Source organism: Mycobacterium sp. UM_CSW (assembly GCF_000455205.1).
In the GTDB taxonomy this organism is placed as follows: Bacteria; Actinomycetota; Actinomycetes; order Mycobacteriales; family Mycobacteriaceae; genus Mycobacterium.
On record NZ_AUWQ01000038.1, the window covers coordinates 18,894 to 41,862 of the forward strand.

Consider the following 22,969-nt stretch of genomic DNA (forward strand, 5'->3'; position numbering starts at 1 on the left):
CGAGGTGCGGGATTCTATTCAGCAGAAATTATTTCTGAACAGCAGAGGGCCGCGTGACCGATCTTCGTTGCGTTTTCGACAACGTCCGGCGCGGGATGATCCCCGCCCACATCTACAACGACACCGAGCTGTTCGCACTGGAAAAGGAGCGCCTCTTCGGCCGGGCATGGACGTTCGTGGGCCACGAATCGGAAGTTCCGCACGACGGCGACTACCTGGTGCGCCGGGTTCTCGACGACTCGTTCATCATCGCCAATTCGGCCGGCGTCATCCGCGCGATGTTCAACATGTGCCGGCATCGCGGGATGCAGGTGTGCCGCGCGGAGCTGGGCAACGCCTCCAACTTTCGCTGCCCGTACCACGGCTGGTCGTATCGCAACGACGGCCGGCTGATCGGGCTGCCATTTCACCGCGAGGCCTACGGCGGCGAGGACGGACTCGCGCGGGACGGCCAAAGCCTGCTCCCCGCACCGAATTTCGCGAGCTACAACGGGTTGATGTTCATCAGCATGGACCCGGCGGCCGACCCGCTGGAGGATTTCCTCGGCGACTTCCGGTTCTACCTGGACTTCTACACCAAGCAGAGCCCGGCCGGCCTGGAGGTGCGGGGGCCGCAGCGCTGGCGCATCAAGGCGAACTGGAAGATCGGCGCCGAGAACTTCGCCGGCGACATGTACCACACGCCGCACACGCACGCGTCGATCGTCGACATCGGCCTGTTTCGCGAGCCAAAAGCCCAGAAGCGCAAGGACGGAGCGACGTACTGGGCGCATCGCGGCGGCGGGACCACCTACAAGCTTCCGCCCGGTGACTTCGGGGAACGCATGCGCTACGTCGGCTACCCCGACGAGATGATCGGCCGCATCAGGGACGCCTGGACACCCCGGCAGCAGCGGGTGGTCGGCGAGGACGGGTTCATGATCTCCGCGGCCACCTGCTTTCCCAATCTCAGCTTCGTGCACAACTGGCCAAAAGTACGTGACAGCCAAGATGATCAGGTGTTGCCCTTCATCTCGATCCGGTTGTGGCAGCCGATCAGCGAGAACGAAACCGAGGTGTGTTCCTGGTTCGCGGTGGACTCCGCCGCACCCGAGCAGTTCAAGAAGGACTCCTACAAGGCCTATTTGATGTGCTTCGGGTCGACGGGCATGTTCGAGCAGGACGACGTGGAGAACTGGGTGTCGCTGACCACCACCGCGGGCGGCTCGATGGCGCGGCGGCTGCTGCTGAACAGCCGGATGGGACTGCTCGGCGACGACAGTCCCGTCGTTGCGGCCCTGCCCCCCGACGCCTTCCACGGGCCCGGGCGCGCTCAGGTCGGCTACAACGAGCACAATCAGCGCGAATTGCTCAAGCTGTGGGCGGACTACCTTCAATGAGAAAACCATTACCGTTCAACCACATTCGACACCACCAGGCGCATCAGTTCCTGGTCGACGAGGCCTACCTGCTGGACGCCCAGCGCTACGACGCGTGGCTGGACACGCTCACCGACGACGTCCGCTACGTCATGCCGGTCCGGGTCACGACGGCGCGCGGCGCCGGGTTCGACACGTCACCCGGCATGGCGCACTTCGACGAAGACAAGTACTCCCTGAGCCAGCGGGCGGCCCGCTTCGCCACCGAGCACGCCTGGACCGAGGACCCGCCGTCGCGGCTGCGCCACTTCATCACCAACGTGCGCGCCTTCGAGGGTGACGACGACACACACCTCGTCGTCGAGTCGGCCGAGCTGCTCTTCCGCAGCCGGGGCGACGTCAACGAGAGCGCGCTGGTGTCGTGTGGGCGCGAGGACCTGCTGCGCTGGTGCGGCGATCGCTGGAAGCTGGCCCGCCGCAACATCTTTGTCGACGAGTCGGTGTTGCGGATGCAGAACCTGGCGGTGTTCCTGTGAGCGAAGCCATCACGATAGCCAACGAGTTCACCGAGGTGGTGATCCAGCGGATCGACACCCGCAACGGGTCGCGGCTGCTGATCAGCGCGCCCAAGACCGGACGCTCGATCTCCCTCGACGCGCTCGAGATCGAGGCGCTGACCCGGCAGAACACCCGTACGCTGGCGGCCATGGTCGGCAATCCCGATGGTCCGCTGCTGCCCGACGAACCGGACCAGCCGTGACGGCCTGGCTCGAGGGCAAGCGGGCGCTGGTGGTGGGCGCCGGCTCGGGGATCGGCCGGGCCGTGGTCGACGCGTTTCGCGCCGAGGGCGCCAAAGTCGCCGTACTGGAACGGGATTCCGACAAGTGCGAGCGGTTGCGGCGGGAGTCGCCCGACGTGCCGGTGGTCGAGGGCGACGCCGTCACCCGCGAGGCCAACGAGCGCGCCGTCGCCGCGGCGGTGGATGAATTCGGCGGGCTGGACACGCTGATCAACTGCGTCGGAATCTTCGATTTCTACCGGGGTGTCGGCGACATCGACGCGGCTGACCTGTCGGGCGCGTTCAACGAGATGTTCCGCACCAACGTGTTGAGCCACCTGCAGTCGGTCAAGGCGGCGCTCCCCGCGCTCCGGTCAGCGAGCGGGTCGTCGATCGTGTTGACCGAGTCGGTGTCGTCCTACTACCCCGGGCGGGGCGGCGCGCTGTACGTGTCGTCGAAGTTCGCCGTTCGCGGGCTCGTGGCGACGCTGGCTCACGAACTGGCACCGCAGATTCGGGTCAACGGGGTAGCGCCGGGCGGCACGCTGAACACCGACCTGCGCGGCCTCGCCAGCCTGGGGCTCGACGGCGTGCGCCTCGACGACACCCCCGACCGGGCGCGCGACGTGGCGGCGCGCAGCCCCCTCGGCGTCGCTCTCACCGGCGGGGACCACGCCTGGAGCTTCGTGTTCCTGGCGTCGGACCGCTCCCGCGGCATCACCGGCGAAACCGTCCATCCCGACGGCGGATTCGGGCTGGGCAAACCACGATGAACTTGGCTGAGGAACGCGAGCTGGTGGCGCAGGGCTGCCGCGTCGCGGCGGCGCGCGGCTTGGTCGACGGCATCCTCGGCCACCTGAGCCTGCGCGTCGACGACGAGCGCCTGCTCGTCCGCTGCCGCAGCGACACCGACACCGGGGTGGCGTTCACCCGCCCCAGCGACATTCGGCTCGTCAAATTCGACGGAACCGCGGGCGCCGCAGGCGAACTCGACGGCTACCGCGTCCCGAACGAGCTGCCCATCCACGTCGAAACCATGCGCGCCGATCCCGGGCACCGGGCCGTCGCGCACCTGCACCCGCCCGCCGTCGTCGCCGCCGACCTCGCCGGTATCGCGCTGAGGCCGGTCTACGGGGCCTACGACATCCCCGGCGCGTGGCTGGCGCGCGGCGGCGTGCCCGTCTACGAGCGCGCGGTGCTGATCCGAAACTCCAAGCTGGGCAAGGAAATGGTCGAGGCGATGCGCGGTCGGCCGGTGGTGATCCTGCGCGGCCACGGGATCACGAGCGCCGCCAACACAATTCAACAGGCGGTGCTGCAGGCGATCAGCCTCGACTCGCTGGCGCGGATGGCGTTGCGAGTGCGCGCGGCCGGCGGCACGCTGCGGGACATCGACGACGCCGACTGGGACGACCTCCCGGACCTGGGCCCGGGCTTGCACACCGACGCGGCCTGGCGACACGAGATCGCGCGGTTGGGCGAAGTCACAGGTTGATATCGGGCGCGCGCCCTGCCCGGATCGCGGCGGCGGCGGGCTTAACCTAGCCGACGTGAGCGAACTGGACCGGAGGCGCTTCCTGGTCGCGGTGGCCGCTACGGTGGCGGTCACCGGGATCTCGTGGTGCTCAGACACCGGGCCCAAGGAGACGGTGGCACGCGCCGAGGTTCCCGGGCCCGCGCCGACCCCCGCCGCCCCGCCCCTGCCGCCGCTGCTGTCGCCCCCCGACCGTGCCGCGCGGGTAACGCTGCCCGGCGGCGCGGTGCTGAGCAAGCTTCCCGGCGACGGTGACCTGCTGGCCTGGACGGTCGACGACGGCGTCGACACCGATGTGGTCCGGCTCTATACGGAATTCGCCAGGGACACCGGCGTGCGGCTCACCTATTTCGTCACCGGCTCCTATCGGTCGTGGACCGACAACGCCGAGGTGCTTCGCCCGCTCGTCGAATCCGGGCAGATCCAGCTGGCGAACCACACCTGGTCGCATCCGGACCTGACGAAACTCACGCCGAACCAGGTGGCCGACGAGCTCGGTCGCACCGATCAGTTCCTGCGCAGCACCTACGGCGTGGATGCCACCCCGTACTTCCGGCCGCCCTACGGCCACCACAACGCCGTGGTGGACGCGGTGGCCGCCGATCTCGGCTACCAGGTGCCCACGCTGTGGTCCGGGGACCTGCGCGATTCGGCGCTGCTGTCCGAAGACCAGATCGTCAAGTTGGCCGACCTGTCCTTCACGCGGCAGAACATCGTGATCGGTCACCTCAACCACGCCCCGGTCACCCACGTTTACAAGCAGCTGGTGGACATCATCCGGGCCCGCAGGCTGCGCACGGTGACGCTCAACGACGTCTTCCTGAAGCCCGAAATCCCGCACCGCACAGCGCGTTTCGCTGGCTAACTCAGTCTCAGCCGATCTGATCGCCAATCTCCTTGGCCGCCTTGACAAGAGCGGCCACCACCGATGGGTAGCGGTCGCCGTCGAGCCGGTCCTGCGGCGCGGCGGCGTTGAGCGCGAGCCGCACGCCCGGCGCCCGCGTCGGGATCGGCACCGCGACCGAGGCGACACCGTCCTCGCTCTCCTCGCGGTTGATGGCATAGCCCCGCTCGCGGATGCGCGACAGCTCGGCCTCCAGCTCGGTGCGGCTGCCGATCGAATGCGAGGTGACCCGTTCCAGCTCTTCGTTCGGAAACAGCTGACGCAGTTCGTGTTCGGGCAGCTGGGCGAGCATCACCTTGCCGGTCGAGGTGCAGTGTGCCGGCATGGTGCGCCCCAGCCGGGACGCCACCCGGACCGCCGCCGGACCCTCGGTGGCGGCGACGAAGTGGACGTCGGCGCCGTCAAGCATCCCGACGTGAATCGATTCGCGCAGTTGCTCGCTCAGCGCACGCATGATCGGCGCGGCGGACCGCTGGATGTCGAGCCGGCCGAAGACCGCGAACGCGACGCCGGTGAGCGAGGGACCCGGCAGGTACGCCTTGGAGATTGGGTCTTGGCGCACGAAGCCGCGGTAGGCCAGCATTGCCAGCAGCCGGTGCGCGGTCGACGGCGCGACACCCAGGTATCGGGTGGCCTCGCTCAGCCGGATCTCAGGCCGCTCCCCCAGCAACAGCAGCAGCTTCAGCGCGTTGTCGACCGACTCGATCGGGTACTGCGGCGCAAGCGGTTCGGCGGACGGCTCGCTTCCGGCCGGTTGCCTGCTGCTCATGGCAGTGACGGTACTCGGGACGCGATTCAGATCAGGGTCAGGAAGGCCGCGCCGAGCAGGCCGGCCGCGATCATCACGACCACCGCCGTCGCGACGGCCCGCCAGCCCAAGCTGCGGGCGACCATCACCGCACCCGGGACGCTGACGGCCGGGAGGGTGATCAACAGCGCGCCGAGGGTTCCCGACGAGACGCCGAGCAGCGCCAGGCCCTGCAGGATCGGGATCTCGCCCGCCGTCGGGATGACGATGAGCGTGCCGACGACCGCCGCGAGCACCACGACCAGCAGGCCGCCCTGCTGCAGGCGGGTCAGGGACAGCAGCCAGCCGCGGAACGCGCCGAGTGCAAGCACCAGGACGGCGTACTCGGGCAGCAGGACCAGGCACAAGCGCAGCAGGGCTACCGCGAAGCTTCGGGCGGGCGCCCAAGGCTGCGGCGCGGGTGTCTCGGGCGGCGGAACCCGCCGCGACCGCGTCATCAGGCCGACGACAGTCGCGACGCCGACCACCGCGGCGATCCCGACCACCAACCTGGTCAGCGCCCACTGCCACGGCGCGACGAACACCAGGAATACCAGTACCGCGGGATTCAGCACGGGGTTTCCCAACCAATACGCGATCGCGGCGACTCGGCTGACCCCGTTGCGCCGCAAGGTGACGGCGACCGGGGCGGCGCAGCACGTGCACATCATCGACGGCATGCCGGCAAGGCCGCCGGCCACCGCGCTGGAGACCAGGCGGCGCCGGTTCAGCACGCGGGGCAACCACGAGGGCGGTATGAATGCCTGAATCGACGCGCTGATCAGCAGCGCCACCACCAGCGCCTGCCAAATGGACAGGACGTAGGCGTGGAAGAACGTCGTGGCGGCATGCCAGGTCGGGGCGTCGCCACTGTGCACGCCGCCCACGGTGAGGATGTTCGATCCCGGCCAGTGATGGGTTCGCTGGGCCCTCAGTGCTTTCGTCGCATACGGCGTCCACTTGGCCCACAGCAGCCCCGTCACGAACACCGCTGCGGTGGCGACGGCGCCTAGCGCCACACCCGCGCGGCCCGGCGAGCGAATTGCGTTGACACCCAATGGCAGCGCCACGCCCACTGACGCTAACGGACAATCCCTGGCAGCGCCCACCGGGGCCGACGGGCTCGAAGGATCGCCCGCGCCACGCCACGCGATGGCCCCCGAAAACGGACTTACCGGTTAGTCTCGGCATCGTGTACGGGGCTACCGAGACCGGATACAGCCGATACGTCGCCATCGGGGACAGCCAGACCGAGGGCCTGTGGGACGGTAACGACACCGTCGGCTTCCTCGGGTTCGCCGACCGGCTCGCCGCAATGATCGATTCGCACTATCCCGGCCTGCACTACGCCAACCTGGCGATCCGCGGCAAGCTGGTGGCCGACGTGCTGCACGAGCAGCTTCCGCCGGCGCTCGCGATGCGGCCGGACCTGATCACCGTGTGCGTCGGGATGAACGACGTCATCCAGCCGGGAAACTCGTTCGGCCGGGCGCTGGCCAACCTCGATCACATGCACGCCGCGCTCGCCGAATCCGGGGCGACGGTGGTGACCACCACCTTCCCCAACGTCGCGCAATTCCTCCCGCTCGGCCGGCTCGTCTCCGGGCGGCTCGCCCGCATCAACGACGCGATCCGGGCCGCTGCCGACCAATACGGCTTCCGGCTGGTCGACCTCTACGACGCGCCCTCGATGCGCGACCTGGACACCTGGGACGTCGACCGTGTGCACGCGTCCACCAAGGGCCACATCCTGTTTGCCGCCGCGGCCGCCGAGGCCCTGAATCTGCCCGGCAGCAACCATGATTGGGCCGTGGCGAGCGGCAGCCCCACGCGGCTGTCGTTCCGGACCCGAACCTACGGGCAGCTGCGCTGGACGCAGGAAAAGTTCATGCCGTGGGTGTGGCGGCGCATGCGCGGCAAATCCTCGGCCGACGGGCGGGTGCCCAAGCGCCCGCGACTGGAACCGGTCACCGCACCGGGTACGGCGCGCTTTGTCCGTCAGTCAGGCATCCTTGACCCATGAATGTGGAGGCTTTGCTGCAGTCGATCCCACCGCTGCTCGTCTACCTGGTAGTCGGCGGTGTGGTCGGGGTGGAGAGCCTGGGCGTTCCCCTTCCCGGTGAGATCGTGCTGGTCAGCGCGGCGCTGATGTCGTCGCACCACGACCTGGCCGTCAATCCCGTCGGCGTCGGCGCCGCCGCGGTGATCGGCGCGGTGGTCGGCGACTCGATCGGCTATTCGGTCGGGCGCCGGTACGGGCTGCCGCTCTTCGACCGGCTCGGCCGGCGGTTCCCCAAACACTTCGGCCCCGGACACGTCGCGCTCGCCGAAAAGCTGTTCAACCGCTGGGGCGTCCGCGCGGTGTTCTTCGGCCGCTTCATCGCCCTGCTGCGGATCTTTGCCGGCCCGCTCGCCGGCGCGCTCAAGATGCCCTACCCGCGCTTCCTGGCGGCCAACGTCTCCGGCGGCATCTGCTGGGCGGGCGGCACCACCGCGCTCGTGTACTTCGCCGGAATGGCCGCCGAACGCTGGCTGGAGCGGTTCTCCTGGATCGGGCTGGTGGTCGCCGTCGTGTGCGGCATCACGGCCGCGATCCTGCTGCGCGAACGCACGTCGCGGATGATCGCCGAGCTGGAAGAAGAGCATTACCGCAAAGCCGAAGCCACCGACGCGGCTTAATCGGGCTGACGAGCGCGCGCTCTGCTCCGTGGCCGCTTAGCGTGAATCCATGGTTTTGCGCGTGCGTCCAGGGTGGGAAAGTCGCCCGGATCCCGCCATCAGTTCACGCTGAAAGCCCAGGATTCACACTCAAGGCCCTGAGCCGGCCGGGCTTAACCCACCGCCTCGCCGATGTCGATCGGCTCGACCGGGCGGTGCTCCTCGATGAGCGAGAGGCCCATCTTGCGGGCGCGCTGGGCGGCGTCCAGGTCCCCCACCACCGCCAGGATCATCGCGCCCTTCATCAGGATGTGCCAGGACGACGCGAACTCCTCGACGTCGGTCAGCCCGGCCGCGACGGCGCGGCGGCGCACGATGTCGCGGACGTGGTCGATGTGGGCGATGCAGGCCTGGCCGGCGGGATGGTCGGCGCCCAACTCCAGGAGCACATTGATGAACGAGCAGCCCTCGTAGCCGTCGCGCGACTGGAACCAGTCGTGCAGCACGTCGAAGATCGCGAGCAGCTGTTCCTCGGGGGTGCTGCCCCGCTGCCGGGACTGCTCCTCGATCAGGCCGTGCGTCCAGACCTCCTCGCGGCGCTGCAGCACGGCCAGCACCAGCGCGTCCTTGGTCGGAAAGTGGCGGTAGAGGGTCGCCCTGGCCACGCCGGCCCGCACGACCACCTCGTCGGTGCCCACGGCGCGGATCCCACGCCGGCTGAACAGCTCATATGCCGCGTTAAGAATGCGTTCGCGAGCCGAGCTGATGACAGGAGTGACATCGTCGCTTGCCATACCGGGCCTTACCATACTCTTATCAGCCTAAGGTAGACAGACTGCCCTGTCTCGTTATACAAATGAGATTCGCGCAGTTCGCGCAGCGTCTGTCTTCAGACAGAAGGACGGGCATCCATCCCGGCGCCCGGCGTCGGTAGATTAGGGAGTCCCTCATGAGCCTGACTACTGCGGAATCAACCTTCAGTCCGCACCTGACGCTCAGCACGCGGCTGGTCCACGAGCTGGGTGACCCACACAGCACGCTGCGGGCGACAACCGACCGCAACGGCGCGGCAGTGATCATCTACGCCGGCGGCGAGATCGACGCCTGCAACGAGCACACCTGGCGCCTGCTGGTGAGCGAGGCCGCCAGCATCGTCATCCCGCCCGGCCCCTTCGTCATCGACGTCAGCGGCCTCGAGTTCATGGGCTGCTGCGCGTTCGGGGTGCTGGCCGACGAGGCCAAGCGGTGTCGAGAGCGCGGCATCGAGTTGCGCCTGGTCACCTGCGAACCGTTCGTCGCCCGCATCGTCGACGCCTGCGGGCTGAACCGCCTGCTGCCGGTTTACCCGACCGCGGACGCCGCGCTCGCGTCGAGCGCTCGCTGGTAAGCACGCCCCAGTCAATCGGCCGATAATCGGCTGAATGAGCGGGCTTCCCACCTTCGGTGCGGAGGAGGAATTCCTCCTCGTCGACCCGCGTACCGGTCAACCGGCCCCCCGCAACGCCGCGGTGGCCGAGGAAGCCGAGCGGCGGGGCGCGACCCTGCAGCTGGAATTGAGCAGCTGCCAGGTCGAGACCAACTCCAGCGTCACGGCGACCAGCGCGGAACTGGGCGAGCAGCTCACCCGGCTGCGCCGCGCCGCCGCCGAGGCCGCCGAGGCCGCGGGGGTGCAGCTGCTCGCTACCGGCCTCCCGCCCAGCACGCCGCACGAGTTTCCCCTGACCGACACACCCCGGTACCGCCGGATCGGCGAGGCGTACGGGATGGTCGCGCACGAGCAGGGCATCTGCGGGTGTCACGTCCACGTGGAGGTGCCCGACCGGGCCGCCGCGATCCGGGTCAGCAACTGGCTGCGGCCGTGGCTGCCGTCACTGCTTGCGCTGTCGGCAAATTCGCGGGTGTATCGCAACGCCGACAGCGGCTACGCGAGCTGGCGCAGTGTGCTGTGGCGGCGCTGGCCGGTGGCCGGGCCGCCGCCGTTCTTCCCCGCGCCCGAAGAGTACGACCGCACGGTGCGCATGTTGATCGACAGCGAGGTCATCCTCGACCACAAGATGGTCTATTGGGACGTGCGCCCGTCGGAGAACTTCCCGACCGTCGAGATCCGGGTGGCCGACGTGCCGGCCACGGTCGACGAGACGGTGCTGCTGGCCACGTTGGTCAGGGCCGCGGTGATGACGGCGCTCGACGAGCGAAGCGGGGAAAACGAGCGCCTGCCGCCCGCGGCGCTGCGGGCCGCGTACTGGAAGGCCGCGCACGACGGGCTCGCGGGGCACACGCTCGACCTGATCCACGGAAGTGGGGCGGTGCCGGTGCGCCAGATGTTGGGCGCGCTGGTGCAGCGGGTGCGCCCGGCGCTGGACGCGCTCGGTGAATACGACCGCGTTACAACCGAACTCGACCGCGTCGCCAAGCAGGGCAACGGGGCGATGCGTCAGCTGCGGGCGTGGCAAAAGCGCCACGACGTGATGGACGTCATCGCCGAAGCCGTCGTCAACCCACGCTGAGCAGACGGTACAGGCCGATCAGCCCGACCACCACGATCGTCGAGCGCAACGCCGTCGGCGACAGCCGGCGCCCGTAGCGCGCCCCGACCAGTCCCCCGACCAGCGAGCCCGCCGCGATCAACCCGGCGACCGGCCAGCTGATCCGGCCGAACGCCACCAGCGAATAGCTCACCGCCGCAACCACGTTCACCACCAGGGTCAGCAAATTCTTGGCGGCGTTCATGCGCTGCACCGACTCGGGCAGCAGCGCGCCCATGACACCGACCAGCAGGATGCCCTGCGCGGCGGTGAAGTAGCCGCCGTAGACCGCGACGGCAAACGTCCCGAACACCAGTAGGGCCTTGCGTGCCGGCGTGATGTGTTCGGGCGAACGCCCCGCCTCTTCCGCGCGCTGCGCCGCCCACGTCTGCAGCTTCGGCCCGATCACCACCAGCACCAGCGCCAGCACCAACAGCACCGGAACGACGCGGGCGAACACCGTCGGGGGCAGGTGCAGCAGCAGGAAGGCGCCCAGCACCGCACCGGCCAGCGACGCCGGCAGCTGCCACCGCAGCCGATCCCACTGCCCGGCCAGCTCGGCGCGATAGCCCCAGGTGCCCGACACGCTGCCCGCCACCAGGCCGACCGCGTTCGACATGGTGGCCGTGACAGGCGGATAGCCGAGGGCGACGAGCGTCGGGAAGGTGACCAGGGTGCCCGATCCGACGAGGGCGTTGATGGCGCCGGCAGCGAACCCGGCCACGACGATCAAAACCATATGGGAGAGCAGCACTCCCGCGAAGTTTAGTCGGCCTTAGACGGGCGGCGCTTCGGGCCCGCGGTCCACGCCGGTTCGCAGCTTGACCGACGCCGAATACGCGATGCTGCGGAAGTGCAGCACCGGATCGTCGGAGGGTTCGATGCCGTCGGTGACGCGCATCGGGTCGAACACGACGATGTCGCCGCCGTGCTCGCGCTGCGTGTCCAGGCCGTCGATCTGCAGCGTGCCGACGGTGACGATCTGCGTGCTCTGCCAGGCCGCCGACGGGTCGACCGTCGAGTCGTCCGGTCCGGCGATCTGGACGCGGAAGTCGAACCGGACGGGACCGGTTGCCAGGCGCGCGTTCAGTTCGTCGGTGAGAAAGTCCGGGCCGTCACTTTGGGGGGCCGGCGCCTCGGACTCGGTGGCCGGAACCCAGTGGTAGCGAACGAATCTGGCGCTCCCGTCGGCGGCGACCCAGCGGAAGGCGTGCAGGCCGTGGTATTCGATGGTGGCGTAGCTGGTCGGGACCTTGTTGGCGTCGCGCAGCACGGGCAGCGCGCCGAACAGCCGCGGATGGGTCAGAAAGTACTTGGCCATCCGCAGCGGCGTCGTCGGGCTGGGCCGCATCGCCTTGAGCAGATCGACGAACCCGTCCGGCGTGTTGGAGACGAACAGCCGGGCGGTCTGCGTCGAGACGTCGGTGGTGGACCCGTCGGGCAGCGTGAACTTCACCGCGAGCCCGCGCACCCCGGGCGCGCCGTCGCGCTGAGACGGGTTCCCGGAACCGTTGGAGAAGCGGATCAGCGCGGGCACCGTCGAGCCGTCGAGGTGCTTGGCGCGCGAAAGGCCCGCCGCATCGGGGGTCGCGGTGAACGTGCCGCGGTACAGCGTGCCTTTGGCGTGCAGCGCGCGATAGCCCGGCTGCGCGCCGCCGGTGCCTCGAATCGCCGCGATCGCCTCGTCGGGAGTGACCATGCGCGAATCTTAAGGCGCTAGTCGGGCAAGCCGAAGAGTTTGACGACACCGTGATCGCGACCGGCGGTGTAGCCGCCGTCGACGGCGATGGCCTGGCCGCTGACGAACGAGGCGTCGGGCGACAGCAGGAACGCCGCCATCGCCGCGACCTCCTCGGGCTGGCCGAACCGTTGCAGGGCGTGCTCCTCGGTGATCGACGCCAGCGGGCCCTCCATCCCCGGCAGCCCGAAAACGCCTTGGGCCATGGGGGTTTCGATGAAGCCGGGGCAGACGGCGTTGGCGCGGATGCCGCTGGGCCCGTAGTCGAGCGCGATGTTTTTGGTGAGCAGGACGACGCCGCCCTTGGCCGCGTTGTAGGAGCTGCCGCCGGCCGTGCCCTCCAGGCCCTCGATGCTGGCGACGGTGACGATCGAGCCCCGCTCCCCGTCGACGCGGGGTTGCTCGATCATCCTGGCCAGCGCCGCCTTGGCCACCAGGAACGTGCCGGTCAGGTTGATGCCGATCACCCGCTCCCATTCCTTGCGGTCGAGCAGGTGCACCGGGCCGCCTCCCGCGACGCCCGCCGCGTGGAACACGCCGTCGAGGCGGTCGGGGACGGCGGCCAGCACCGCGGCGATGGCATCCTCGTCGGTGATGTCAGCGGTGACGAAGTGGAATTCGGCACCCAGGTCGGGTGGGGCCGCCACGTCGGCGCCGACGACGGTGCCGCCCTCGGCGAGCAGGCGCCGCGCGGTGGCCAATCCGATGCCGGACGCCGCCCCCGTCACGACGAAGGTGCGGGACCGGGCGCGATCGGCGTTGACCATGGCAGTGATAGTGGCACACCGGCGCCCGGTCTGCGCCGACGGCGCAGCGTGTGAGCCCACGGCGTCGCGTGTGAGCCCGGGGCGGCGGACCGGCCGGATTCCCGCCCTGTGCGCACACGCAAAGCCCTCAGTTCACACTGCGCTAGCGATCCGGCCGGGCGTCCCGGGTGCGCTCGTAGAACCGTCGGACCCGGGCGCGGTTGCCGCAGTCGGCGGTGCTGCACCACCGGCGGTTCTGCCGGTGACTCGTGTCGAGGAACAGCCAGCCGCACGCCGAGTCGCCACAGCGCTTGATGCGCGACAACGGGATGGCGGTCAACAGCGTCACCGATTCGGCGGCCAGCCGATGCAGCGGCGTTTGCGCGTCCAGCGCCACCTCGTGCCACCCGGCGATGTCGCCGTCGATCGTGAGGCGTTGGGCCCGTAGCGCCGATCGGTATGCGCCGGCGACCGTGTCGGCATCGCGGGCCGACCCGCACCCCGTCCAGATGCGATGCAGCGCCTCTCTGAGCCGGACGGTCTGACGCAACGCTTTCCCGCCGGCATCGCGGTCGAAGACGGCGAGCTGGCGCGCCTCACCGGGCGACAGCACCCCGGCGTGGCGCGCCCACGCCACCAGGTCGAGATAGCCCGCCAGGTATTCCGTCCGACGCTGCGGGTCGCCCCGCCACGCCACCGTGTTGACCAGGTCGACCGCGGGATGACCCCCGCGCAGGTCGAGTCCGGCCGCCTCCGAACGCACCATCAGTCATCACCGCCTAATTCCTAAATATCGATTTAACCATTAGACAGCCGGGTACTCGCAGCGACATGAAACGCACACCTGCAGACCGGATCGGATTGGCCGTCGGCGCCCTGTGCGTGTCCGCCTCGGCCGTCTTCCTGAAACTGGCCGCGACAACCCCGGCGACCGCGACGGCCGCGCGCTGCCTGCTCGCGCTGCCGGTGGTCGTCGTGCTCGCCGTCCCGGAATGGCGACGGGGCCGCGCTCTGTCGCGGCGCGGCCTGCTGTCGGCCGCCTGCTGCGGCGCCCTGTTCGCCGGTGACATGTTGCTGTGGACGCAGGCCATTCCGGAGGTGGGGGCGGGCCTGTCGACCGTCCTCGTCAACACCCAGGTCGCCGTCGTTCCACTGTTGAGCTGGCTCGTCGACCGGGAGACGGTCTCGGCCCGGTTCCTGCTGGCGCTGCCCGCGCTCTTGGTCGGCGTCGCACTCGCCGGCGGGATGCTGGAGCACGGAATCTCGGGCAGCAACCCCGCGCTGGGCACTGCGCACGCGATCGGCGCCGCGCTGTGCTATTCGGGATTCCTGTTTCTGCTGCGACGCGGTGGGCAGGCCGGCCAAGCCATGCAGACGTACGCGGTCGTGCTGGCGACGTCGGCGGTGCTGGCGGTCGCCGTGGGGCCCTGGTGGCACGGCTTGGAGCTGTGGCCCGGCTGGCACGCCGTCGGATGGCTGATCCTGGTCGCCGTCACCGGCCAGTTGCTCGGCTGGCTGTTCGTGGCGTTCTTCTCGGCCCGCGTCCCCAGCACCGTCAGCTCGGCGCTACTCCTGCTGACCCCGGTGGGCGCGGTCGCGCTGGGTGCCGTTGTGCTGGGCGAGCGTCCCTCGGCGCTGCAGCTCGGCGGTTGTGCGCTGGTGCTTGCCGCCGGCTACCTCGCCAGCTCGCGCGGATCTGAAACCGCGGCCCGCCGCGGCGTGCGGGAGCGCGACCGCGTATCACAGAGTGGGAAAGATTGACTTCTGCGGAGGGGTTATGGACAGCACGACGCTCGCCGGGTTGGTCGAGCGACACGCCCGGCAGCGGCCCGACGACGTCGCGATCCGCTACGGCGAGCGGCAGTGGTCGTGGGCACAGTGGGCGTCGCGGATTCGGCGGGCGGCCGGGGCGCTGCAAGCCGCCGGTGTGCGGCGCGGTGATTGTGTGGCATTCCTGGACAAGAATCACCCGGCCTGCCTGGAGATCCTGTTCGCCGCGGCGTCGATCGGCGCGGTGACGACCGTCGTCAACTGGCGGGTGATGGGCGACGAGCTCGCGCACGTGCTGGCCGACAGCCGCCCGCGGCTGCTATTCGTCGGCGCGGAACTGCGGCCCGCCGCCGAGGCGGCCGCCGCGCGGGTCGACGGCCTGGACCGCCTCGTCGTGATCGACGACGAGTACGAATCTCTGCTCGCCGCAGCGCAACCCGCGCCGGCCGCCGAGGTCGACGAGGGTGAAACCGCGCTGGTGATCTACAGCTCCGGCACCACCGGGCGGCCCAAAGGTGTGCTGCTGAGCCAGCGCGCGCTGGCCAATCACGCGGCGAACCTGGCGCCGGCGTTCCCGTTCGGCGACGGGGACGCGAACTTGGTGGCCATGCCCCTCTTCCACGTCGGCGGAATCGGGTACGCGCTGTTCGGCATCGCGGCGGGGGTGCCGACGATCATCACCCGCGAGCCCGACGCCGCGGCGTTGATCGGGGCGGTGCGATCCGGCGCGACGCACGCGTTCTTCGTGCCACCGGTCATCGCAAGGTTCCTGGACGCCGGCGAGGCGGCGAGCGCGGCGATCGCGGGCCTGCGCTACATCGTCTACGGGGCCGCGCCGATGCCGGTGCCGCTCCTGCACCGGGCGCTCGAAACCTGGCCCGAGACCAACTTCGTCCAGGTATACGGGCAGACGGAACTGTGCGGGGCCGTCACGGCGCTCGGCGACGACGACCACCGCGACCCCGACCGGCCCCACCTGCAGCTGTCAGCCGGAAAGCCCGTGCTGGGCACCGAGATTCGGGTGGTCGACCCCGAAACGGGCGAGGTGCTGCCCGTCGGGCAGCCGGGCGAGATCTGGGTGCGCAGCAACCAGAACATGAGCGGCTACCTCAACCGCCCCGACGCGACCGCCGAGACGATCACCGACGACGACTGGGTGCGCACCGGCGACATCGGCCGCCTCGACGCCGACGGTTACGTCTACATCGAGGACCGGCTCAAGGACATGATCATCACCGGCGGCGAGAACGTGTACGGGCCCGAGGTGGAAAGCGTGCTGATCGAGCACCCGGCCGTCGCCGACGCCGCCGTCATCGGCGTGCCCGACGACTTCTGGGGCGAATCGGTCAAGGCCATCGTCGTTGCCACCGAGGAGGTCGGCGCCACGGACATCATCGAGTTCTGCCGCCGGCACCTGGCCGGCTACAAATGCCCGCGCACCGTAGACTTCGTGCCGTCGCTCCCCCGCAACGCGAGCGGCAAGATCCTCAAAACCGCTCTGCGCGAACCTTATTGGGAAGGCCGGGCACGAAATGTTTGACTCGCGGCGACGAGCCTTTGCGATCAGCGTGCTGGGCGGGCCGACGACGGTGATCGACATCGCCGGGCGCCGGATCGTGATGGACCCGACCTTCGATCCCCCCGGTGAGCATGCCTACCTGACCAAGCTCGCGGGGCCGGCGGTGGGCGCCGACGCATTGGGTCCGGTGGACGCGGTGTTGATCAGTCACGACCAGCATCCCGACAACCTCGACGATGACGGTCGCCGGATGGCGCTGGCCGCCCCGCTGGTGCTCACCAATCCCGGCGCCGCCGGCCGGCTGGGCCCGCCCGCGGTGGGCGTGCCGGCGTGGGAGTCGTATGACCTGCCGGGCGGCTCGAGTTCGCTTGTGGCGCAAGCGGTTCCGGCGGTCCATGGCCCGGCCGACGGGCAGCGCGACGCCGGCGGCCACGTCAATTGCGAGGTGACGGGCTTCGTGCTGTCGGGACCCGGCGTGCCCACCGTGTATCTCAGCGGCGACAACGCCTCGATGAGCGCCGTCAAGGCCGTCGCCGATCGGGTCGGCGAGATCGACGTCGCGGTGCTCTTCGCGGGCGCGGCGCGCGTGCCCGCGAAGGAAAACGGCCGGCCGTTGACGCTGACGTCGGCGCGCGCGGCCGCCGCCGCCGAGGTTCTCGGCGCCAAGGTGGTGATCCCGGCCCACGTCGACGGCTGGGCCCACTTCAGCGAGGGCGCCGACGAATTCGCCGCGGCGTTCGATCAGGCCGGGATCGCCGGCGTGCTGCGGGTCGCGGCGCACGGCGAGTGGATCGACCTATAGCCGTCCCTCGGTGCGCAGCCCCGGGTGCACCCAGTCCGGCGAGCGGCGCTCCTTGAACGCGCGGAAGCCGTCGCGGGCCTCGGCGTCGGTGAGGCTGGCGGTCATGCCGATCCGGTCGTACAGGCCGAGGTAGTTGTCGATGCTGGACTTGATGACGCCGCGGGCGCGCGGCGCGGTCCGGCACACCTGCGCCAGCAGGTCTTTGGCCGTGGCGAGCAGCTCGTCGTGGGGCACCACCCGGGTGACCAGGCCCCAGTCGAGGGCCTCGGCGGCGGTCAGCACCCGGCCGGTGAACATCAGGTCACGGGTGCGGACCGGGCCGATCACCCGGACGAGCATCTGGCTGTAGTAGGTGTCGGCGTAACCGCGGAACAGCTCGGGCACCCGGAAGGTCGCCCGCTCGCTGACCACGGACAGGTCGCTGCACAGCGCGATCTGCATGCCGCCGCCCTGGCACAGCCCGTTGACCGCGGAGACGACGGGCTTGGCCGACGTGCGCACCGCGTCGAACGGCGTGACGTCCATGCCCAGCGCCGAGCCGAACGTGATCCAGTTGTCGGTGGCTCCCCCGCCGCCCATGTCGCCGCCGGGCGCGAAGACGTCCCCGGTTCCGGTGATCAGCAGCCCGGCCAGGTCCGGGTCTTCGCTGACACGCCCTATGGCGTAGCGGATCCCGAAGTACATCGCCGGCGTCAGGGCGTTGCGCGCTTCGGGGCGGTCGATCGTGCACACAGCGATCGGCCCCTGGCGTTCGAACTTCAGGTACGGGGTGCCCAGCCAGTCGCCTTCGGGCGGGCGGGGGGCGTCGTCCGGTGTCGGCACGGGGCTCCTCTCACGCGTCGGCGCTTAACATCGCGCCCCAAGACTGTAACGCCGCCTAGGCGAACTGCATCGTGACGGTTCCGATGGTCTGCGAGGCGTCGGCGACCAGGGACGCCAGTTGGCCCTGCAGGGTGGTCGTGGCCTCGGCCACCGGCTTGTCGCAGAAGCGGCAGTGCGTCTTGAACTGCGGCTGGTCCTCTTCGTTGGGCCAGAATCGGCGCTCTCCGGCCATCGCGCCGGGGTCGTACATGACCGACTGGTGCGGGGCCTCCTTGAGGATCCTGCCCACCGGGTGGCGTTGCGGGCATTCGAGCTTCAACACGCCGATGCCCTCTTGGTTGGCTGCCATCGTCCACCGTCCTTGTCTCTCGCTCTGTAGCTGCTGGGACTAGTCGATCACGATTTCGGTCGGAGGTGCGTGGGTTCGTCGTGGGCAGGTCCGACAGCGCGTCGGCAAACGCCGAGGTCACCGGCGTCGAACTCCGAGCCAATCAAGAAAAAGGTACGGATGTGCCACAAAACGTTGCGCAATCGATACTGAATCCCTTAACTTGGGGACCGGGGGGATTTAGGTCACACGAACGGGCACGATGTGGCACGCGTCCCAACGGGGTCTCAGGGGAGGCGGTCGCAGAGCATGCGCTCGGCCGGCCGGTACGAAGGGATAGCTCATTGCCAGAATCAGCGACGGCCGTGCGGCCAATCAGTCTTGTGCCCGTGACCAGCGCTCCGCGCCCCGTGGAGGCGGACGATCGCACCTGGGTCATGGAGGCGCTGTGCCGAGACGCAGATCCCGACGAAATGTTCGTGCGGGGGGCGGCACAACGTGAGGCGGCCGTTATCTGCCGTCACTGCCCCGTGCTGCGGGAGTGCGCGGCGGAGGCGCTCGACAACAAAGTCGAGTTCGGAATCTGGGGCGGGATGACCGAGCGCCAGCGCAGGGCCTTGCTCAAGCAGCATCCCGAGGTCGTGTCGTGGACGGATTTCTTCCGCCGGCGCAACGCCCGCTCCGCCGGCTAGCCGGGCGCCCGTTTTCCTCATTACGAAACTGTTACAGCTCTCGCGCGATACCGAGAAGCTCTAGGTGGACAGCGCGGGAAGCACAAGTGTGTCGATGACCTGTCGGAAGTAACCCGCGTCGACGGTTTGGCCGTTGAGCACCCGAAACAAACTCATCGCGGTGAGTACGTCGGCGACCGGGGACCAGTCGCGGTCGGCGGCGATCTCACCGCGGGCCGCGGCGCGGGCCAGGATTGTCGTCATCACGCGCCGGCCCCGCAGCAACAGCAGGTCGTCGAGGGCAGTGGCGAGTTCGCGGTCGTGCGTCGCTTCCAGGGCAACGCGGAGAACGAGGTCGTTGGTGATCAACTCGTTGTCGTTGCGCACCGCGCGCTCGATCAGGGCGTCCAAGTCGCCGGCCAGGCTGCCGGTGTCGTAAACGTTGTCGTCGCGCAGATCGGGCCGCCAGTAGACCAGCACGTCGGTCATCAATGCCGCTTTCGACGACCACCGCCGGTAGATCGCGGCCTTGCCGACGCCGGCCCGCGCGGCGATGTCGTCCATGTTCGTGGCGTCGTACCCGTTCTCGGTCAGTGCGGCAAGGGCAGCGTTGAGGATCGCGGGATCACGGGACCGGTCCAGCCGGCCATCGGTGCGCTGGCGAAGCTTCGATTCCATTGCGTCACACCCCCGTCAGTTGCGGGACGGGAGCGGTGTCACCCTCCGGCTCCGGCTTAGGGGCGTTTCGCTTCCGCATGGCGAAGGTGTCCAGCGGCCACCAGAACCAGCGGCCCAGCGCGGCGGCGATCGCCGGCGTCATGAACGCCCGCACGATAAACGTGTCGACGAGCAGACCCAACCCGATCGCGGTGCCGAACTGCCCGATCACCACCAGGTCGCTGACGATCATCGACGCCATGGTCGCCGCGAAAATCAGGCCGGCCGCGGTGACCACCCGGCCGGAGGCTCCCATGCCCCGGATGATGCCGGTGTTGAGGCCGGCCGGGATTTCTTCCTTCAGGCGAGAGACCAGCAGCAGGTTGTAGTCGGACCCGACGGCCAGCAGGATGATCACCGTCAGCGGTAGCACGATCCATTGCAGGCCCACCCCGAGAATGTCCTGCCAGAGCAGGACGGACAGACCGCACGCGGTTCCCAGCGACGCGAGCACGGTACCGACGATCACCAGCGCGGCCACCAGGCTCCGGGTGATCACCAGCATGATGCCGAAGATCAGGATCAGCGTCGCGATGCCGGCGATCGTCAGGTCGATCTTCACGCCGTCCTGCATGTCGCTGTACATCGAGGCGGTGCCGGCCAGCGACACCTTCGCAGACTCCAAGGGAGTTCCCTTGACCGCGTCGGCAACCGCCTGCTTGATGCCCTTCACATGCTGGATCCCGTCCACCGAGGCGGGGTCGCCCTGGTGGGTGATGATGAACCGGACCGCCTTACCGTCGGGCGAGACGAACATTTTCAAACCGCGCTTGAAGTCGGGGTTTTTGAAGACTTCGGGCGGAAGGTAGAAGCTGTCGTCGTTCTTGGCTTCGTCGAAGTAGTTCCCCATCATCGTCGAGCCTTCGGCGTTCTCCTGCATATGCCGCTGGATGCCCGCCATCGAGCTGTGCGTGGACAGCATGAAGTCCCGCATTCGTTGCATGGACTCGATGGTCTTGGGAAAGTCGGCGAGCAGCTGTGGCATCAACCGGTCCAGGGCGTCGAAATCGACTGTGAGGCCGGCGAATTTGTCGGAAATCTGGTCGATGCCGTCGAGCGCGTCGAAGATGGAGCGCAAGGACCAGCACATGGGAATGTCGAAACAGTGCCTCTCCCAATAGAAATAGCTGCGAATGGGCCGCCAGAAGTCGTCGAAGTCTGCGATGCGGTCCCGCAGCTCGTTGGTGGTGTCCACCAGGTCGTGCGTTCGGCGATCCATGCTGTGGGTCGTGGCGGTCATCTGCTGCATGACGCCATACATGTGCTGCATGACGCTGATCGTTCGGCCCATCTCGTCGGCCTGCTCGAGCATCGACGCCATGCTGTCGTTCATGAATTTCGCGGTCTGCAGGGTGCTGGAACTGTTCATGGCGATCACGAACGGGATCGAACTGTGTTCGATCGGCGCGCCCAACGGGCGAGTGATGGTTTGGACGCGCCCGATGCCGCGTTCATGGAAGACGCTCTTGGCGATTCTGTCGATGATCAGCATGTTCGCCGGGTCGCGCAGATCGTGGTCGGCTTCGACCATCAGCAGTTCCGGATTCATCCGCGCCGGGCTGAAGTGCCGCTCGGCCGCCGTCTGCGCGACGTTCGCCGCAATGTCCGGCGGGGTGAACTTCCTGTCGTTGTAAGTCGGGACATAGGTCGTCAGACTGACGAAACCGATCACCGCGACAAAGGACGCCACGACAATGATGGGCACGGGCCACCTCGTGACCATCGTGCCGACTTTGCGCCAACCCCGTTCCGACACTTGACGTTTCGGGTCGAAGAAACCGAACCGGGACGCGACCGCGAGCAACGCGGGAGCCAGCGTCAGGCCCGCCAGCATCGTCACCACCAGCGCGATGGCGCACGGGATGCCCATCGTCTGGAAGTACGGAAGCTTGGTCGCGGTCAGGCACAGGCAGGCGCCCACGATCGTCAGACCCGATCCGAGGATGACGTGCACGACGCCGTTGTAGGCGCTGTAGTAGGCCTGCTCGCGATCCTCGCCGCGGGACCGGGCTTCGTGATAGCGACCCAACAGGAAGATGAAGTAGTCGGTTCCCGTGGCGATGGTCAGCATCGTGACCATGCTGACGGCGTACGGGGTCAGCCCGATGATGTCCAGGTTCCCGGCGGTCGCCACGATGCCTTCGGCGGCGTAGAGCTCGAAGCGGACCAGGATCAGCGCCAACAGCGCGTTCTTCAGCGAGCGATAGATGATCAGCAGCATCACGAAGATGACGCCGATGGTGACCATCGTCATCAGTTCCATGCTGTTGTGCGCGGCGATCAGCGTGTCGGTGTTGAGCGCGGTGTTGCCGGCCACGTAGGCCTTGACGCCCGGCGGCGGCGGGACGCTCTTGACGATCTTGCGGACCTCGGCGACCGACCTGTGGGCGGGGGTGGTGCCCTGCGCGCCGTCGAGGAAGACCTGCACGTAGGCGGCTTTACCGTCCGGGCTCTGGGAGCCGGCGGCGGTCAGCGGGTCACTCCAGAAATCCTGCAGGAACTGGACATGCTTGCTGGCCTTGAGCTTGGCGACGATCTTGTTGTAGAACTCGTGCGCGCTGTCGCCGAGCTTGTCGTCGCCCTCCAACACGACCATCGCCGTGGAGTCGGTGTCGAACTCCTGGAACTTGTGGCCGATGTTCATCATGTCTTTGAATGCCGTCGCGTCCCGCGGGGTCATGGGCACCGAGTGCCTGCCCGCGACGTCGCCGAGCGAGGGCGTGAACAGCGTGGTGCCGAGCGCGACGAGCAGCCAAAGCAGGATGATCGGCACCGCCAGGACGCGGATCATGCGGGCGATGCGGGAGCGAGAGCCGGGCTCGGTACTCATACGGATTTCACCAGGCAGTAGATGAAGGGTTCGTATTCGTCGATGGTGCGGTCGTCGCGGACTTGGCCGTCGACGATGACCCGACATCGGATGTTGCGCAGGCCTTTGTCACCTTGGGCGACGATGTTGGCCGACATCGACGGCAGGGTCGTCACGATCGTGTACGACCACGGCAGCGGGGCGTGCTCGACGAGATGGGGTTGCCCGTTCTCGTCGAGGTAGTTGGCGCTGACGCTGCCCCCCGATGGCGAAGTGACCTCGTAGGTGATGTGTTTCGGGTTGAACGGCTTCGTGTCGTCGGCGTTCGCGTCGTGGCTCGCGGCGTGTGCGGTTGCTCCGAAACTGGCGCGCACCCGCAGCACGACATACGAACCGAGCGCGACGACGACGACAAGAAGTAGCGGGATCCAGACCTTCTTGAAGAGTCGATACACCTGCCATCTCCTCCCTACCGCCACCGCCGAGGTCGGGATGCCGGGGCC

General features: G+C 68.6%; 26 protein-coding genes. 14 read left to right on the forward strand and 12 right to left on the reverse strand.

What is annotated here, in order from left to right:
* Positions 1-95 precede the first annotated feature (95 nt).
* The 6 genes from N415_RS15045 to N415_RS15070 all read left to right on the forward strand — a co-directional run bounded on the left by N415_RS15045 (position 96) and on the right by N415_RS15070 (position 4,535).
* Entirely contained in the window at positions 96-1,379 is a 1,284-nt protein-coding gene (locus N415_RS15045; RefSeq protein WP_068183135.1) for an aromatic ring-hydroxylating dioxygenase subunit alpha, read from the forward strand.
* Complete coding sequence (locus N415_RS15050; protein WP_068183138.1) at positions 1,376-1,894, forward strand: 3-phenylpropionate/cinnamic acid dioxygenase subunit beta; 519 nt, start codon at positions 1,376-1,378, stop codon at positions 1,892-1,894. The genes N415_RS15045 and N415_RS15050 overlap by 4 nt, the downstream gene beginning before the upstream one ends.
* Entirely contained in the window at positions 1,891-2,118 is a 228-nt protein-coding gene (locus N415_RS15055) for a dihydrodiol dehydrogenase (RefSeq protein ID WP_068183139.1), read from the forward strand. Before N415_RS15050 ends, N415_RS15055 begins: the two co-directional genes overlap by 4 nt.
* Positions 2,115-2,909 (forward strand): 3-(cis-5,6-dihydroxycyclohexa-1,3-dien-1-yl)propanoate dehydrogenase, encoded by a 795-nt coding sequence (hcaB, locus tag N415_RS15060; RefSeq protein ID WP_068183142.1) that lies wholly within the window; start codon positions 2,115-2,117, stop codon positions 2,907-2,909. Before N415_RS15055 ends, hcaB begins: the two co-directional genes overlap by 4 nt.
* Positions 2,906-3,631: a class II aldolase/adducin family protein gene (locus tag N415_RS15065; RefSeq protein ID WP_068183146.1), complete on the forward strand. Its 726-nt coding sequence runs from the start codon at positions 2,906-2,908 to the stop codon at positions 3,629-3,631. Before hcaB ends, N415_RS15065 begins: the two co-directional genes overlap by 4 nt.
* A 64-nt stretch (positions 3,632-3,695) precedes the next feature.
* A complete protein-coding gene (locus tag N415_RS15070; RefSeq protein WP_068183373.1) occupies positions 3,696-4,535 on the forward strand; it encodes a polysaccharide deacetylase family protein in 840 nt (279 codons plus the stop codon).
* A gap of 7 nt (positions 4,536-4,542) precedes the next feature.
* Here N415_RS15070 and N415_RS15075 read toward each other — a convergent pair whose 3' ends face one another.
* Together N415_RS15075 and N415_RS15080 are read right to left on the reverse strand one after the other, a co-directional pair.
* Positions 4,543-5,343: an IclR family transcriptional regulator gene (locus tag N415_RS15075; RefSeq protein ID WP_068183148.1), complete on the reverse strand. Its 801-nt coding sequence runs from the start codon at positions 5,341-5,343 to the stop codon at positions 4,543-4,545.
* Positions 5,344-5,369: 26 nt separating this feature from the next.
* Complete coding sequence (locus N415_RS15080; RefSeq protein ID WP_068183377.1) at positions 5,370-6,431, reverse strand: permease; 1,062 nt, start codon at positions 6,429-6,431, stop codon at positions 5,370-5,372.
* A 122-nt stretch (positions 6,432-6,553) separates the two neighbouring features.
* Here N415_RS15080 and N415_RS15085 point away from each other — a divergent pair, with 122 nt between their 5' ends.
* Positions 6,554-7,384, forward strand: coding sequence for an SGNH/GDSL hydrolase family protein (locus N415_RS15085; protein ID WP_068183151.1), 831 nt, complete (start codon positions 6,554-6,556; stop codon positions 7,382-7,384).
* Complete coding sequence (locus N415_RS15090; protein ID WP_068183153.1) at positions 7,381-8,040, forward strand: DedA family protein; 660 nt, start codon at positions 7,381-7,383, stop codon at positions 8,038-8,040. Before N415_RS15085 ends, N415_RS15090 begins: the two co-directional genes overlap by 4 nt.
* 152 nt (positions 8,041-8,192) lie before the next feature.
* Here the strand turns inward: N415_RS15090 and N415_RS15095 are convergent, their stop codons facing one another.
* Positions 8,193-8,813 carry a TetR/AcrR family transcriptional regulator gene (locus N415_RS15095; RefSeq protein WP_068183159.1) on the reverse strand — a complete coding sequence of 207 codons (621 nt, stop codon included), beginning with the start codon at positions 8,811-8,813 and terminating at the stop codon, positions 8,193-8,195.
* A gap of 155 nt (positions 8,814-8,968) precedes the next feature.
* Between N415_RS15095 and N415_RS15100 the strand changes: the two genes are divergently transcribed.
* Complete coding sequence (locus tag N415_RS15100; protein WP_068183162.1) at positions 8,969-9,406, forward strand: anti-sigma factor antagonist; 438 nt, start codon at positions 8,969-8,971, stop codon at positions 9,404-9,406.
* Positions 9,407-9,440: 34 nt separating this feature from the next.
* Positions 9,441-10,526 (forward strand): glutamate--cysteine ligase, encoded by a 1,086-nt coding sequence (locus tag N415_RS15105; protein ID WP_068183166.1) that lies wholly within the window; start codon positions 9,441-9,443, stop codon positions 10,524-10,526.
* On the opposite strand, the gene N415_RS15110 is transcribed toward N415_RS15105, so the two are convergent.
* The 4 genes from N415_RS15110 to N415_RS15125 form a co-directional block, all read right to left on the reverse strand.
* Positions 10,513-11,283: a sulfite exporter TauE/SafE family protein gene (locus tag N415_RS15110; protein ID WP_068183168.1), complete on the reverse strand. Its 771-nt coding sequence runs from the start codon at positions 11,281-11,283 to the stop codon at positions 10,513-10,515. The genes N415_RS15105 and N415_RS15110 overlap by 14 nt on opposite strands.
* A 36-nt stretch (positions 11,284-11,319) precedes the next feature.
* Positions 11,320-12,243: a catalase family peroxidase gene (locus N415_RS15115; RefSeq protein ID WP_068183172.1), complete on the reverse strand. Its 924-nt coding sequence runs from the start codon at positions 12,241-12,243 to the stop codon at positions 11,320-11,322.
* Positions 12,244-12,260: 17 nt separating this feature from the next.
* Complete coding sequence (locus N415_RS15120) at positions 12,261-13,049, reverse strand: SDR family NAD(P)-dependent oxidoreductase (protein WP_068183177.1); 789 nt, start codon at positions 13,047-13,049, stop codon at positions 12,261-12,263.
* A 142-nt stretch (positions 13,050-13,191) separates the two neighbouring features.
* Positions 13,192-13,794 (reverse strand): CGNR zinc finger domain-containing protein, encoded by a 603-nt coding sequence (locus N415_RS15125; protein WP_068183180.1) that lies wholly within the window; start codon positions 13,792-13,794, stop codon positions 13,192-13,194.
* A 65-nt stretch (positions 13,795-13,859) separates the two neighbouring features.
* Between N415_RS15125 and N415_RS15130 the strand changes: the two genes are divergently transcribed.
* From N415_RS15130 to N415_RS15140, 3 genes are read left to right on the forward strand one after another with little or no spacing between them, the layout of a single operon-like run.
* Entirely contained in the window at positions 13,860-14,789 is a 930-nt protein-coding gene (locus N415_RS15130) for a DMT family transporter (RefSeq protein ID WP_068183183.1), read from the forward strand.
* Between the two features lie 16 nt (positions 14,790-14,805).
* Positions 14,806-16,338 (forward strand): long-chain-fatty-acid--CoA ligase, encoded by a 1,533-nt coding sequence (locus N415_RS15135; protein ID WP_068183186.1) that lies wholly within the window; start codon positions 14,806-14,808, stop codon positions 16,336-16,338.
* Positions 16,331-17,119 (forward strand): MBL fold metallo-hydrolase, encoded by a 789-nt coding sequence (locus tag N415_RS15140; protein WP_068183189.1) that lies wholly within the window; start codon positions 16,331-16,333, stop codon positions 17,117-17,119. Before N415_RS15135 ends, N415_RS15140 begins: the two co-directional genes overlap by 8 nt.
* Here N415_RS15140 and N415_RS15145 read toward each other — a convergent pair.
* Positions 17,114-17,941 (reverse strand): enoyl-CoA hydratase/isomerase family protein, encoded by an 828-nt coding sequence (locus N415_RS15145; protein WP_068183191.1) that lies wholly within the window; start codon positions 17,939-17,941, stop codon positions 17,114-17,116. The two genes, N415_RS15140 and N415_RS15145, sit on opposite strands and share 6 nt — an antisense overlap.
* Positions 17,942-17,996: 55 nt before the next feature.
* Entirely contained in the window at positions 17,997-18,290 is a 294-nt protein-coding gene (locus N415_RS15150) for a hypothetical protein (protein ID WP_068183193.1), read from the reverse strand.
* A 344-nt stretch (positions 18,291-18,634) separates the two neighbouring features.
* On the opposite strand from N415_RS15150, the gene N415_RS15155 reads away from it, so the two are divergent.
* Complete coding sequence (locus N415_RS15155; protein WP_068183196.1) at positions 18,635-18,961, forward strand: WhiB family transcriptional regulator; 327 nt, start codon at positions 18,635-18,637, stop codon at positions 18,959-18,961.
* A gap of 60 nt (positions 18,962-19,021) precedes the next feature.
* On the opposite strand, the gene N415_RS15160 is transcribed toward N415_RS15155, so the two are convergent.
* From N415_RS15160 to N415_RS15170, 3 genes are read right to left on the reverse strand one after another with little or no spacing between them, the layout of a single operon-like run.
* Positions 19,022-19,618 carry a TetR/AcrR family transcriptional regulator gene (locus tag N415_RS15160; protein WP_068183199.1) on the reverse strand — a complete coding sequence of 199 codons (597 nt, stop codon included), beginning with the start codon at positions 19,616-19,618 and terminating at the stop codon, positions 19,022-19,024.
* A gap of 4 nt (positions 19,619-19,622) precedes the next feature.
* Positions 19,623-22,487, reverse strand: a complete 2,865-nt coding sequence (locus N415_RS15165; protein WP_081665271.1) for an MMPL family transporter — start codon at positions 22,485-22,487, stop codon at positions 19,623-19,625.
* The gene (locus N415_RS15170; RefSeq protein ID WP_152531397.1) at positions 22,484-22,921 is read right to left on the reverse strand and encodes an MmpS family transport accessory protein; all 438 of its coding nucleotides are present in this window, start codon (positions 22,919-22,921) and stop codon (positions 22,484-22,486) included. Before N415_RS15170 ends, N415_RS15165 begins: the two co-directional genes overlap by 4 nt.
* Positions 22,922-22,969: the final 48 nt, after the last annotated feature.